This is a genomic window from Shewanella sp. ECSMB14101 (assembly GCF_000773485.1).
Classification (GTDB): Bacteria; Pseudomonadota; Gammaproteobacteria; order Enterobacterales; family Shewanellaceae; genus Shewanella; species Shewanella marisflavi.
This window is the reverse complement of record NZ_JSFF01000006.1, coordinates 90,233-103,978: the sequence shown is the minus strand read 5'-3', so window position 1 is coordinate 103,978 and position 13,746 is coordinate 90,233. Positions and strand designations below refer to the sequence as shown.

Sequence of the window (13,746 nt, the reverse complement as noted above, 5' to 3'; positions counted from 1 at the left end):
CCCCCAATAAAGGTTAGAATATATTATCCGCATATTATAAACGGGGGGCTTTGCCCCTCGTTTGTTTTTGCTTTTTTAGCTTTTTGAATTTAAATCTTGGAGGGTATCAATGGCTGTTGCTGCCAATAAACGCTCAATCATGACCCTGTTTTCAGGCGCCGACGATCTCTATAGCCATCAAGTCCGTATCGTCTTGGCGGAGAAGGGAGTGACTGTCGATGTTCTGCAGGTAGATCCTAGTGAAATGCCTGAAGATCTTATTGAGCTAAATCCATACAACACAGTACCGACTCTGGTTGATCGTGAACTTGTGCTCTATAACTCACGCATCATAATGGAATATCTGGATGAGCGTTTCCCGCATCCACCTCTTATGCCTGTTTACCCTGTATCACGTGGTCAGACGCGTCTGATGATGCACCGCATCGAAAACGACTGGTACAGCCTGGTCGATCGTATCCGTAATGGCGATCGTGCCGATGAGGCGCGTAAAGAGTTGCAGGAAAGCCTGACCGCTATCGCACCTATCTTTAACGAAATGCCTTACTTCATGGCTGAAGAGTTCGGCCTGGCCGACTGCTACTTAGGCCCGCTGTTATGGCGTCTGCCTGTATTGGGTATCGAGCTAGATAGCCGCACAGCAAAAGAGGTTAAAGCCTATATGACACGTCTGTTTGATCGTGATTCATTTAAGGCGTCTTTGACCGAGGCTGAGCGCGAAATGCGCATGGGTATCTAAATGAAGCCGATGACCCCTAACCGTCCTTATTTGTTGCAGGCCTACTATGATTGGCTGATGGACAATGAGCTGACACCACATGTAGTGGTCGATGCCTATGTACCTGGTACGCAAGTGCCGCAGCAGTATGTTAAAGATGGACAGATAGTGCTTAATATTACCGCCAGTGCTGTGGGTAATTTGCAGATAGGTCATGACTTCATCGAGTTTAACGCCCGTTTTGGTGGCGTACCCCAGCAGGTGGTATTGCCTATGGCCTCGATCGTCGCTATCTATGCCAGAGAAAATGGCGCAGGTACCGTATTCGATCAGGAAGAGGCCTATCAACTGGAGGCGGATGCCCAAGATTTAGGGCTCTCCGTTGTCGATGAGACTAAGACTGAAGACAAGCCGTCTTCAACGGCGTCGCAAGACAAGGAAAAGCCAAAGCGTCGTGGTCACCTCACTATAGTGAAGTGAAACACCAACACCCGATAAAAAAACCAGCCTAGGCTGGTTTTTTTGTATCACAAATCTTCCATTAGCATGTTGCTTTATCGGCAGAGGTTTAAGCTCGAATAGGCAGAGTGGATGATCCCATCAGGACTCTGTGTTAGCATCGGCGCCAGAAAAACGCGACACAACTCACACGAGCAATTTATCCATGATCCTGATGATCGACAATTACGACTCCTTTACCTTTAACCTAGTGCAGTATTTTCAGCAGTTAGGTGAGGAGATAGTCGTCAGGCGCAACGATGAGGTGACGCTTGAGGAGATAGAGGCCTTGGCTCCGAGTTTGTTAGTGATTTCACCTGGTCCCTGCAGCCCCAATGAGGCGGGGATATCCTTAGCAGCCATCAGCCACTTTGCCGGCAAACTTCCCATATTGGGTGTGTGTCTGGGCCATCAGGCGATCGCCCAGGCCTTTGGTGTTAAGGTGGTTCGAGCGAAGCGGGTGATGCACGGCAAGACCAGCGCCATCACGCACAGCAATTGTCGCCTGTTTCAGGATTTAAATCAGCCGCTGACCGTCACTCGCTATCACTCCTTGCTAGTCGATGAAGTGCCAGAAGGATTTGAGCTGGATGCCTGGTTTGATGACCCTGTACATGGGCGTGAGATCATGGCCATGAGTCATCCTAGCCTTGGTCTCTACGGCGTGCAGTTTCATCCAGAATCGATACTGACCGAACAAGGGTTAGAGCTTCTGGCTAATATGGTTAAGTTAGCCCAAAGGCCATTAAGCTAGTTTTTACTTCCAGAAATATCAGCTTTTCTCTCTCCAAATTAGGTGTCGCAAAAGTTAATGAATCGCGCGGCTTTTTTTCAAAATGTTACAAGTTTTATCCTGCTAATCTCACCGTCCTTTCCTCATTTTATGATATAAAAGGCAGCAAAATAACAAGGCTCAGCCTCTTGCTGTCTGGGTAATATCAATAATAAGGAAGGACGATGACGGGTGCGTTTCGTGGATTGGGTCTGAGCATATTGACCCTCACCATCTTAGGGGGCTGTGCTGCAACCCCTTCAACTGACAAGGTTCAAACCAAGGCGCCATCGCCTGTCGTGCTGGCAACGCCGCCGAGTGTTGACAGTCAGCTGACACTGAATCAGATCATGGCTAATCCAGATTGGATGGGTATCCTCGCCAAGGGCGAATACTGGAGTGATGACAGCCAGTCAGTTTACTTTGCCCGTCAGGCGCATCAGTCTCCTCTGCGAGACTATTATCAACAGTCAATAACAGCCGGTGAAGCCTCAAAGTTGGCACTTGATGCCCTACATCAAGCGGATCAGCAATATGGCGTGCTAGATAGTGACCGTACTCGTAAGGCCTATATCTATCAGGGCAATCTGTTCGTTAAAGATCTGCTCAGTGGCAAGGTGTCACAGCTGACACGTCAAAACACTAAGGTCGATGGCGTGCGTTTCCTGACCAATGGCGATATCGCCTATTGGCAAGGGCAGCAGGTGTTCCGTATCCATGGCGATACTGGCCTGTATGAACAGATTGCCAATATTAAGATGGCTAAGGCACCTAAAGGTGTTGAGGCGCCGAGCAGCTATATCGCCAAGCAGCAGCACAGGCTGATTGAGTATGTCGCCTTGCAGCAGACCCAAGCCGAACAGAACGAGCAATATCAGGCTGAACTTGCCAAGCAAGATCCCACAATGACCGCTAAAACCTGGTATCTGGGCGAAGAGGAAACCGTTTCTCAGATGAGTCTGTCGCCCGACGGTCGCTACCTGCTGCTCTCTCTGGTCGATAAAAACTATAGCTGGCGCTCAGAGCATGACATTATGCCCAACTACTTAGGCAGTCAGGGTTATGTTGATGCCGTACCTGCCAGGGCCCGTGTCGCCGAAGATAAGTTTCCCGGGGAGCGTCTGGTGTTGCTTGATCTGGTGCAGCATGAGAAGCGCGATATCACTATCGAAGGACTCACAGGTTTCGATGAAGATGTGCTGGCTTCGGTAAAGGCCGAAAATGCCAAAGCGAAAGGCGAGACCTATAAGAGCGAGAAGAGTCCGCGTAAAGTCCAGCTGATGCAAGACTGGGGCTGGACTCAGAGCGCTATGCAGTGGCAGGCCAAGGACAACAAAGTCGCTATCATGCTCGAAGCCGTGGACAACAAAGATAGATGGATTGCCACCCTTAACCTGGCTGCAGGCAAGCTTAATACCGAGCATAGACTGCACGACGATGCCTGGGTTAACTACAATTTCAATCAGTTTGGCTGGCTACCAGAGAGCGATACCCTTTATTATCTCTCGGAAGAAACCGGTTATTCTCACCTTTACCTTAAGCCAAGTGGAGCCAAACCCCAGGCACTGACCCAGGGTCAGTATGTGGTTAGCGACATCACCCTGGGCCCCAAGGCCGAGTATATCTACTACAAGGCCAACAAAGACCATCCGGGTATCGACAATGTGTACCGCGTTAAGCTGGCCACGGGGCAGAGTGAGCAGCTTACCCAATGGGATGGTCAGTTGGATTACAGCCTGAGCCCAGACGGTAGCAAGCTACTGCTTAATGCATCGCGCCGCACCGAGCCTAGCGAGCTGTTTGTACAGGCCATTGGCGGAGAGATTAAGCAGTTGACTCATTACACGTCAGATGCCTTCAAGCAGTATCCTTGGCAGGCACCAGAAGTGGTTAAGGTGCCATCGAGCCATGGCGCAGGAGATGTCTATGCAAGGGTTTATCTGCCACAAGGTTATGATAAGGCGAGCGCTGATAAGTACCCAGCGGTGATCTTTAACCATGGTGCGGGTTATCTGCAAAACGCCCATTATGGTTTCTCGGGCTACTTCCGTGAGTTTATGTTCCACAACCTGTTAACCCAGCAGGGTTATGTGGTGATGGATATGGACTATCGAGGCTCTAAAGGCTATGGCCGTGACTGGCGAACTGCGGTGTACCGCAACATGGGCCACCCAGAAGTCGAAGATCTCAAAGATGGCGTCAGCTGGATGGCAAGCAATGTCAATGTCGATGCCAATCGCGTCGGCACCTATGGTGGCTCCTACGGTGGTTTCCTCACCTTTATGGCGCTGTTTAACGAACCAGAGTTGTTCCAGGCCGGGGCGGCACTACGTCCGGTAAGCGATTGGGCTCATTATAATGCGCCTTATACCTCTAACATACTCAACACCCCGGATGTGGATGCTATCGCCTACGAGCGCAGCTCACCGATTGAACATGCCGAGGGCCTGCAGAAGCCTCTGCTTATCATGAGTGGCGTACTGGATGATAACGTTTTCTTCCAAGATAGCGTGCGTCTGGTACAGCGATTGATTGAGCTGGAGAAACCAATGTTTGAAACGGCAATCTATCCGGTTGAACCTCACGGTTTCCGTCAGCCATCGAGCTGGTTAGATGAATATCGCCGTATCTTTAAGTTATTCGAGCAAGAGTTAAAGTGATAATCAAGAGGGTCTCCAATGGAGACCCTTTTTTTGTTGCCAACTTCTCGCTGTGAAGTCACTGAATTGGTGTAATATAAGGCCAGTGAGCTTAGTTTGCTGAGGAGAACAGCTTAGGTGGCAAAGTCCATTGCCGGTGGTGTCCGTCCGGGGATCATCATTGATATAGAACACAGGCTTTTGAAACAGATCATCGTCGGCAAGCAAAAAGCCGCGGCGTCTATGTTTGATGACCTAGACCGTGAACTGGAAAATGATGCCAATAAGCTCGATATCGAGCGCGACGCCGTGTTTGAGCGCCTCTCAAAGCAGATCCAAGCCAGGCAGGTGTATGAGGCGGTGTCGGCCCAGCTGATCACCACGATCACCACCACCTTGGATAATCAACTTGCGTCGCCTGATCTCTTGATAAAGCAGTCGGGGATCAACGAGAACCAGATGTTGATGCTGGAGCTTCTGTATGAGAAAAACCTCGATCTCAATCGCTTACGTCTGCTGATCGCCGATCTGCCTTGGCTGGCGCGGGATCTCACCAATATGGTCAATAGTCCATCCTTCAGACACAAGCGGCAACATCGTTCTGACGTTAAGGTGACTGAGATAAAGCTGGTGCTTAACTTTATTGGGGTGGAAAACCTTAAGCTGGTGATTCCCTATTTTTGCTTGCGTAATTGGTTGCCTACAGGCCATGCCAATTTACTGTGGACAACACGTAAGCTGTGGCGATACGCCATGTTAACTGGCATTGCCGCCAAGGCGTTGGCACAGCTTAACGAGCTGGATATCGCCCAAGCCTATACCAGCAGTCTGCTGCACCAACTCGGGATCTCTGTGGTGCTGAAAAACAGCGCTAAAGTTTATGAGAATATCTGGGGAACCTGGCTGCGCGAGGCTAGTGCCAGTCGCGATAAGGAGCTGCATGACGCCGTGCTGGCTACCGAGTTCCCCGCCGAGGAGATCTATCAGCAGGTGCTACAACATGCCCATAAGTTGAATTGGCGTCTGCCGGAGCTGCTCGACTTTAACACCAGCCTCCTGACCCAGACGCAAAAGGAACTCGACACCTCGCTTAGCTATAGTGAGCTTTCCGAGTATGCCGCCTTAGTGGCTCGCGCCAGCTGTTTTGCTAAGGTATTGATGCTCGAAGAGATGCGGATGATCTCGCCGAAAGAGAAACAGCTGATGTTCGACTATTATCAGTTGTCAGAGCAGGAACAGATACGTCTTAAGGGGCAAAACTACCGCAAGCTAGATCTCTATTGATTTTGCTTGTTGGATTCTTGTTATTTGGACAAAGCCATGGCGCCTCTAGTGAGGGCTGTGGCTTTTGTTTTATGGAGCGCTAATCCCCGGCAGCAGTGACCTGAGGTAACAGAGCCGGCGGAAAAGGTGAATTCATTATGACAGTCGAAAGGAACTGGGTTACTGCCTGTTTTTAGTGTTATTTGCTGTGGAAATGTTTTACTATCCACGTCACGCCGAATGTGACTATATATTCAAAATATTTACATTATTAGTGAAAGCTTGGGTCGATAAATTTTTTTCTGACTATTTATGCTCAACGCGGGGTTATAAACGCTTGTATAACCTTTAAGCTCAAATCTTTATGCATTTGTTATGCACATACAAAGAAGGCTTGACTAGAGGAACTGGTATTTTGATCACGTTTTCGCTATTAATGACCCCCTAGAAAACAAAATAACCGTCATCGAAGGGCGCCGCTTTTCGAAAAAAGACGGGTACGACAGGCTGTTGAAGCCTTCGGCAACATTGAAAGGATGAGTAGAATGAGCGTAAACCATAAGCTAACCCGAGCCCAGTTTGATGAAGTAATGGTGCCTAACTATGCACCTTCGGCTGTGATCCCTGTCCGTGGTGAGGGGAGCCGAGTTTGGGATCAGGATGGCAACGAGTTTATAGATTTTGCCGGTGGTATCGCGGTGAACTGTTTAGGTCATTGTCATCCGGCGCTTGTGAGCGCATTAAAAGAGCAAGGCGAGAAGCTTTGGCATCTTTCAAACGTTATGACGAACGAGCCAGCTCTGGCGCTGGCGACTAAACTGGTTGAGGCCACTTTCGCCGAAAAGGTTTATTTTGCCAACTCTGGCGCAGAAGCTAACGAGGCAGCCCTTAAGCTGGCGCGCCGTTATGCCATGGAAAAATTTGGCGCTGAAAAAGATCAGATCATCGCCTTCGACAAGGCTTTCCACGGCCGAACCTTCTTCACCGTAAGTGTTGGTGGTCAGGCGGCATACTCTGACGGTTTTGGTCCTAAGCCACAATCTATTACTCACTTACCATTTAACGACATTGCGGCGCTTGAAGCCGAAGTGTCTGATAAGACATGTGCCATCATGCTTGAGCCGCTTCAAGGCGAAGGCGGTATCATTGATGCCGATCCTGAGTTCCTGCAGGCTGTTCGCGCCCTGGCCGACAAGCACAACGCCCTAGTGATCTTCGATGAAGTACAAACGGGTGTGGGTCGTCTGGGTGAACTTTACGCCTACATGCGTACCGACGTGGTACCGGATATCCTCACTACCGCTAAGGCGCTAGGTGGTGGTTTCCCTATCGCGGCGATGCTGACTACGACTGAGATTGCCTCTCACCTTAAGATTGGTACTCATGGTTCGACTTACGGCGGTAACCCGTTAGCGTGCGCCATAGGTAATGCGGTACTTGACGTAGTGAACACCCCTGAGGTGCTTGAGGGTGTTAAACGTCGCGAGCAGCTGCTACGTGATGGCCTGAACCAGATCAACGAAAAGTACAATGTATTTAGCCAAGTGCGCGGTCAAGGCTTGCTACTGGGCGCGGTACTGAATGAGCAATACCAAGGGCGTTCAAAAGATTTCTTGGTTGCCGGTATCGGTGAAGGCTTGATGAGCCTGGTTGCCGGTGCAAACGTTATTCGTTTTACTCCTTCTCTTGTTATCCCTGAGGCCGATATCGCCGAGGGTCTTGCTCGTTTCGAACGTGCAGTAGCCAAAGTAGTAGCTGGCTAAGCGACAGTATAAGCGCGGGGTAACAGCCGCGCTTTTTTGTCTGTGGAAATACTTGAACCTCAAACGTGTCATATTGGTCTTAGTGTTAAGACTGTCTGCGTTTGAACGACAAGGACAAGTGAGGAGACTCAGAGATGTTAATTATCCGCCCCATCCGCTCAAGCGATTTTGATGCCTTGTATCAGATCGCTATCGAGTCTGGACATGGATTCACGTCTTTACCTGTCAATGAAGAACTATTAAGAAAAAAGATTGCCCGCGTTGAAGCCTCGTTCGTCAAGGAGATCGAGAAGCCCTTCGATGAAGGTTATCTTATGGTGCTGGAAGATACAGAGACTGGCGAAGTGGTCGGTACCTGTGGTCTCGAGGCCGCCGTAGGCATGGTCGATGCTTTCTATCACTATCGTCTGGGTACCGAGGTCTACTACTCTGAGCAGATCGATGTGCGCAACGAAGTGGAGACTCTGACCCTGTGTCACGATTACACCGGCGCCGCCGAACTATGTACTTTGTTTTTGCGTGATTCCTATCGTAAAAACAACAATGGTCGCATGCTGTCTCGCAGCCGCTTCCTGTTTCTGGCGCAGCACGCCGAGCGTTTCGGTGAAACTGTGATTGCCGAGATGCGTGGCGAGAGCGACGCAGAGGGTAACTCGCCTTTCTATGGTTGGTTGCAGAAGCATTTCCTGGGCATAGATTTTGTGCAGGCAGATTACCTGTCTGGCCTGGGGCAGAAGGCCTTTATGGCCGAGATGATGCCGAAAAACAGCGTCTATGTTTGTCTTTTACCAGAAGAGGCGCAAAAGGTGATTGGAGAGGTACACACTAACACTCGTCCAGCGCTTAACCTGTTACAGGCTGAAGGCTTTAGGTGTCGTGGCTATGTGGATATTTTCGATGGTGGCCCGACGGTGGAGTGTAATCTTCACGACATTCGCTCGGTCAGAGAGAGCCGTCTGCTGACGGTTAAGTTGGGTGAAATGCCCGCCTCTAGCTGTAGCTTTATTATCTCAAATACTTTGTTAGCGGGTTACCGTGCAACCTCGGCCAAATTGATGGTCAGCGATGAAACGGATGAGGTGATCCTCTCTCCCGAACTCGCCGGTGCGCTTTTGGTGGCCGAAGGTGAACAGATCCGTGTTTTGGCAATGTAGGAATTTATGATGAGTCAATTTATTAACGGCCAGTGGGTTGCCGGTCTGGGCCATGATGTGGTCTCGAAGAACCCTGCAAATCAAGAAGTCATATGGGAAAGCAAGACGGCGACACCTGAACAGGTTAACGCAGCGGTTGAGGCGGCTCGCGCCGCACAGTTCGACTGGTTTATGTCGGGTTTCGATGCACGTCTGGCGATTATTGAAGCCTACCGCGATCAGCTAGAGGCCCACAAAGCCGATATCGCAGAGGTGATCGCTCAAGAAACCGGTAAGCCACAGTGGGAAACCGCCACCGAAGCGGGTGCCATGATTGGTAAGATCGGTCTGTCGGTTGCGGCCTACCATAAGCGTACCGGTACCACCGAGAGTGATACACCAGCGGGTCGCGCTGTGCTGCGTCATAAGCCGCATGGTGTAGTGGCTGTTTTCGGTCCCTATAACTTCCCGGGTCATCTGCCTAACGGCCACATAGTGCCTGCATTACTGGCGGGTAATACTGTCGTATTCAAGCCTTCTGAGCTAACCCCTAAAACGGCCGAGCTAATGCTTAAACTGTGGGAAAAGGCGGGTCTGCCGGCTGGAGTGATCAACCTGGTTCAAGGTGAAGTGGAAACCGGTAAGGCGCTGGCGTCACACTCTCAAATCGATGGCCTCTTCTTTACCGGTAGCTCTCGCACAGGTCATATCCTGCATCAGCAATATGCGGGTCATCCGGGTAAGATCCTGGCCCTTGAGATGGGTGGTAATAACCCGCTTATCATCAAAGGTGTTAAGGATACCAAGGCTGCCGTGCATGACATTATTCAGTCGGCCTATATCTCGTCGGGGCAACGCTGCACCTGTGCTCGTCGTCTTTACGTACAGAAGGGCGCCGAGGGCGATGCCTTGTTGGCGCAACTTGTTGAGGCGGTTAAGCAGATCAAGGTTGGCCCTTGGGATGCCCAGCCACAGCCTTTCATGGGCTCTATGATCTCAGAGACGGCGGCTAAAGGCATGGTGGAAGCTCAGCGTAACTTGGTTAACTTAGGCGGTACGCCTCTGGTTGAGCTGCAGCACCTAGAAGCTGGAACGGGTCTGGTTTCTCCGGGTCTTATCGATGTGACTCAGGTGATCGAACTGCCTGACGAAGAGTATTTCGGTCCACTGCTACAGGTGGTGCGTTACACTGATTTCGACGAAGCGATCAGGTTGGCAAACAACACCCGCTATGGTCTTTCGGCCGGTATTTTGGCCGATAGCCGTGAAGATTACGATTACTTCCTGGCGCGAATCCGTGCGGGTATCGTCAATTGGAACAAGCAGATCACTGGCGCATCAGGTTCGGCTCCCTTTGGTGGTGTCGGTGCATCGGGTAACCACAGAGCGAGCGCCTTTTACGCCGCCGACTACTGTGCCTACCCAGTGGCTTCGGTCGAGGCCGATGCGCTGGCGATGCCAGCGAGCCTGAGTCCAGGTTTGACTATTTAGTAAAACAAGCATGGGAGTGGGTATTTTGCCTGCTCCCATTTTTATAGGCGTACACGAAAACTCTCGTTGTACTTATATCGTGAAAACAAACCGGCGCGATAACGACCGGTAACACGATGATGTTAAGGAAGAAATTGATGCATACCGATGTAAACCAGCTATTTGCCGCCCTATGGGACGACTATGTTGAAATGACCCCCTCAGCCGCCAAGGTTCACCAGTTACTGGCCAAGGGTGAGACCATCATCAACGATCATATCGCCCTACGTACCTTCAACATTGCCAAGGTGAACCTGAGTGTTCTGGCTAAGCATTTCGAGTCACTGGGCTATGTGGCCTGCGGCGATTACGACTTCGAAGCCAAGAAGCTAAAAGCCAAGCACTTTGAGCATCCGGATCCAACTCAGCCAAAGGTGTTTATCTCTGAGCTGATGGTTGAGGCATTTAGCCCCGAACTACAAGCCATTGTCCATGGCCTGGTGGAGCAGGTGGACGAAGCCGCAACGACTGCGGATAACTTCCTCTATTCTGGCCGTCACTGGGAGCTGGATTATGCAACCTATGAGCAGTTACTGGCAGAGAGCGAGTATGCGGCTTGGGTAGCGGCTTTCGGCTACCGTGCCAACCACTTTACGGTATCAATCAACCATCTGCCTGGATACAACACTATCCTTGAGGTGAACGAGACCCTGAAGCAGGGCGACTTCGTGCTCAACAGTGTCGGCGGCGAGGTGAAAGGGTCGGCTGAAGTATTGCTGGAGCAGTCATCCACCATGGCGGACAAGGTTGAAGTCAGCTTTAAAGATGCCCAGAAGACGATTCCAAGCTGTTTCTATGAGTTTGCCTTGCGCTACCCTAAGGCTGATGGCGAGCTTTACACAGGCTTTGTGGCGGCCTCTGCGGATAAGATCTTCGAGAGCACTAATAACGCCGGTTAATATTAGGCAGATAAAAAAAGCCGCGATGCACTGCATCGGCTTTTTTATGTCTGAATGTTAGGCATTGAAGCCTAAGGTGATCTTCAAGCCGCCGAGTTGTTGGCTATGCTCGAAGTTCAGGCTTATCTCGTACTGCTCGGCAATGTCTTTGACGATGGAGAGGCCGAGCCCATGGCCCATAATGCCCTCGTCCAGGCGCTTGCCTCGTTGGGTGAGCTGGCAAAGCGCATCGTCAGCCACACCCGGGCCATCATCTTCTATGGTGAGCAGTATCTGCTCCTTGGTTAATTTCGCCGAGACTGTAACCTCTTGATTGGCCCACTTGAAGGCGTTATCCAGCAGGTTACCGATAAGCTCCATACCGTCTTCACGGTGTATGGGCAGGCGACAGAGTTGGTCGGGCAGATTGAAGCGGCACTCAATGCTCTTGTGACCGTGGACCTTGGTGAGGGTCTGCGTAAGATCCTGCAGATCTTTAGGCAGTTGCATCTGCGCCGCGGGTAGCATGTCGCCGGTGATCCTCGCCGCCGCCAGCTTGCGCTCTATCATCTTGTGGATCTGATCCAGTTGATTCTGCATGGCGCTGGCGGTCTCGGGATCTTTCAGTCCCAAGACTTCCACCTGTTGCTGCATCACCGCCAGCGGCGTCTTCAGTCCATGACTGAGGTTGCCCAGATTATTGCGGCTGCGCTCCATCTGCTTGCTCGAATACTGCAGCAATTCGTTGTAGGTCTGCGCCAAGGGAGCCAGTTCAGGTGGGATCTTATTGACCTCAAGCGCCGTGATCTCGCCCTCTCTGAGTTTCATCAGGGCCTGCTGCATGTCGTTGATCGGTTTGAAGGATTGTCTTAGCAGAATAAAGATCCCCGCCACCATGGCCAGTAACATGGCTAGGTTGACCGACAGCTTAGTGCCATACACCTGGGAAAATACCTGACGACCGATACTGAGATCCTGGGCGACCGTGAGCGTTGCCTGTACCTTGGCGTCGGCACTGCTAAGTCCTAGCGACAGTAGCTGGATATCATGGTTTTGCGGCCCCTTAGTTTGCCAGACACGTGTCTGTCCCTTGGGCAGCGGTTGTATCTCTAGACGCTGATCCCACAAGGAGCGGGACCTGAGTTCGATATCTTTTAGATTAAGCTGGTAATAACGCCCGGAATAGACGGGCTTATAGAAGTTAGAGACCTGGCTGGGGTCAATGCTGATATCGCCGTTATCGAGCTGTATCGCCAGTAATACTTGTTCTAAGTCTTCCTCAAGACGATCGATAATCGAGTCATGAAACGCCTGGCGTAACATGGACTCGAAGATAACGATCGCCACGAAGGTGGAGATGATGACTAAGGCTGACAGCCAGAGGCTGAGCTTAGTGCGGATTGATATCATGGTTTCAGGCCATGGAAAATATAACCCTGTCCACGGCGAGTCTCGATGGCCGTTTTGCCTAGCTTCTTACGTAGGTGGGTCACATAGACCTCGACCACGTTACTCTCTTTCTCGTCGTCAAATTGGTACAGCTTGTCGGTCAGCTGGGCCTTGGAGAGCAGTTTCTTGGGTGACATCAGGAAGATCTTCAGCAGGCGAAACTCCATGGCGGTGAGTTCAAAATGTTGCTCGCCTACGGTGACACTCTGCTGCCCTTCATCTAAGGTTACGCCTTCGAAGCTCAGCTCCTTGGTGGCGGTGTTGGTCTTGCCATGGGCGCGGTTGATCAGCGCATGAATACGCGCCAGCAGCTCCTGGCTGTGGAAGGGTTTACCCAGATAATCGTCGGCGCCGGCGTTAAAGCCTTCGACCTTCTCATGCCATTGGCTGCGGGCGGTGAGCATGATCACTGGCGTGTTAATGCCTTGGTTGCGCCAGGTTTCCAATAGCTGCAAACCATTGCCATCGGGCAGGCCGATATCCAGGATGACGCAGTCGTAGTGGGTCTCTTTGATGAGGTAGTCGGCTTCGGCGGCTCTATCGGTGACATCGGTAACATAACCAGCCTGTTTCAGCTGTTTGGCAAGCTCTTCGACCAGTAGGGTGTTGTCTTCAACCAGCAGCAATTTCATCGTTTCTTTCTACCTTAGCGTTGTCGCACTGAATCTAGTTCTTGAGGCGCTTTAAATCGGACGCCTCGATTGATAATACACTTTTTCGTCTTAAGCGGATATTTCAGCGCTAATTTTTGTGCGGTACGCAGGCGTCTGGCAGGGGCTTACCCGTCTGATGTTGGCCAGTGGTAGCGTCAATATCGAGGGAGATGAGTTCACCGTTTGCGGATTTGATCTGCAGATCATATTGCCATCTGCCCTGGGCATGGAACAGGTGGGCATCGACCAGTTTGCCATCACAGTAGGCCTGTACTTGGCTGAGGGTGAGATCGAGAGAGAGAATTTTACCTTCGCTGACCAGTTGTTTGGCCTGGTTGTGTTCCAGTTCGATGGCAGCGTGTACGGCAGGGCTTAACAGTGAGCTGACGATAAGCATGAGTGTGCTGGCTACGGCTGTCGGTTTCACTGATGCTGTCCTAAAAAAAAATG

The 13,746-nt window shown here is 51.0% G+C and carries 12 protein-coding genes; 9 read left to right on the top strand and 3 right to left on the bottom strand.

Annotation, left to right across the window (positions count from 1 at the left end):
* Positions 1–109: 109 nt before the first annotated feature.
* The 9 genes from sspA (at position 110) to NY07_RS07490 (ending at position 11,215) form a co-directional block, all read left to right on the top strand.
* On the top strand, positions 110–739 hold the full coding sequence (gene sspA / locus NY07_RS07530; RefSeq protein WP_033538733.1) for a stringent starvation protein SspA: 630 nt from the start codon (positions 110–112) through the stop codon (positions 737–739).
* A complete protein-coding gene (locus NY07_RS07525) occupies positions 740–1,198 on the top strand; it encodes a ClpXP protease specificity-enhancing factor (RefSeq protein WP_033538732.1) in 459 nt (152 codons plus the stop codon).
* Positions 1,199–1,382: 184 nt separating this feature from the next.
* Positions 1,383–1,970, top strand: a complete 588-nt coding sequence (locus NY07_RS07520) for an anthranilate synthase component II (protein ID WP_033538731.1) — start codon at positions 1,383–1,385, stop codon at positions 1,968–1,970.
* Between the two features lie 203 nt (positions 1,971–2,173).
* Positions 2,174–4,648: a S9 family peptidase gene (locus tag NY07_RS07515; protein ID WP_033538730.1), complete on the top strand. Its 2,475-nt coding sequence runs from the start codon at positions 2,174–2,176 to the stop codon at positions 4,646–4,648.
* Between the two features lie 117 nt (positions 4,649–4,765).
* Positions 4,766–5,911: an HDOD domain-containing protein gene (locus NY07_RS07510; RefSeq protein ID WP_033538729.1), complete on the top strand. Its 1,146-nt coding sequence runs from the start codon at positions 4,766–4,768 to the stop codon at positions 5,909–5,911.
* 524 nt (positions 5,912–6,435) lie between these two features.
* Positions 6,436–7,653, top strand: a complete 1,218-nt coding sequence (locus tag NY07_RS07505) for an aspartate aminotransferase family protein (protein ID WP_033538728.1) — start codon at positions 6,436–6,438, stop codon at positions 7,651–7,653.
* Between the two features lie 134 nt (positions 7,654–7,787).
* Entirely contained in the window at positions 7,788–8,807 is a 1,020-nt protein-coding gene (astA, locus tag NY07_RS07500; protein ID WP_033538727.1) for an arginine N-succinyltransferase, read from the top strand.
* Positions 8,808–8,816: 9 nt separating this feature from the next.
* A complete protein-coding gene (gene astD / locus NY07_RS07495) occupies positions 8,817–10,277 on the top strand; it encodes a succinylglutamate-semialdehyde dehydrogenase (RefSeq protein WP_033538726.1) in 1,461 nt (486 codons plus the stop codon).
* Positions 10,278–10,414: 137 nt separating this feature from the next.
* Entirely contained in the window at positions 10,415–11,215 is an 801-nt protein-coding gene (locus NY07_RS07490) for a DUF1338 domain-containing protein (protein ID WP_033538725.1), read from the top strand.
* Between the two features lie 57 nt (positions 11,216–11,272).
* On the opposite strand, the gene NY07_RS07485 is transcribed toward NY07_RS07490, so the two are convergent.
* The 3 genes from NY07_RS07485 to NY07_RS07475 all read right to left on the bottom strand — a co-directional run bounded on the left by NY07_RS07485 (position 11,273) and on the right by NY07_RS07475 (position 13,723).
* Entirely contained in the window at positions 11,273–12,604 is a 1,332-nt protein-coding gene (locus tag NY07_RS07485; RefSeq protein WP_033538724.1) for an ATP-binding protein, read from the bottom strand.
* Entirely contained in the window at positions 12,601–13,275 is a 675-nt protein-coding gene (locus NY07_RS07480) for a response regulator (RefSeq protein ID WP_033538723.1), read from the bottom strand. Before NY07_RS07480 ends, NY07_RS07485 begins: the two co-directional genes overlap by 4 nt.
* 109 nt (positions 13,276–13,384) lie before the next feature.
* Positions 13,385–13,723: a PepSY domain-containing protein gene (locus NY07_RS07475; RefSeq protein ID WP_081953791.1), complete on the bottom strand. Its 339-nt coding sequence runs from the start codon at positions 13,721–13,723 to the stop codon at positions 13,385–13,387.
* Positions 13,724–13,746: the final 23 nt, after the last annotated feature.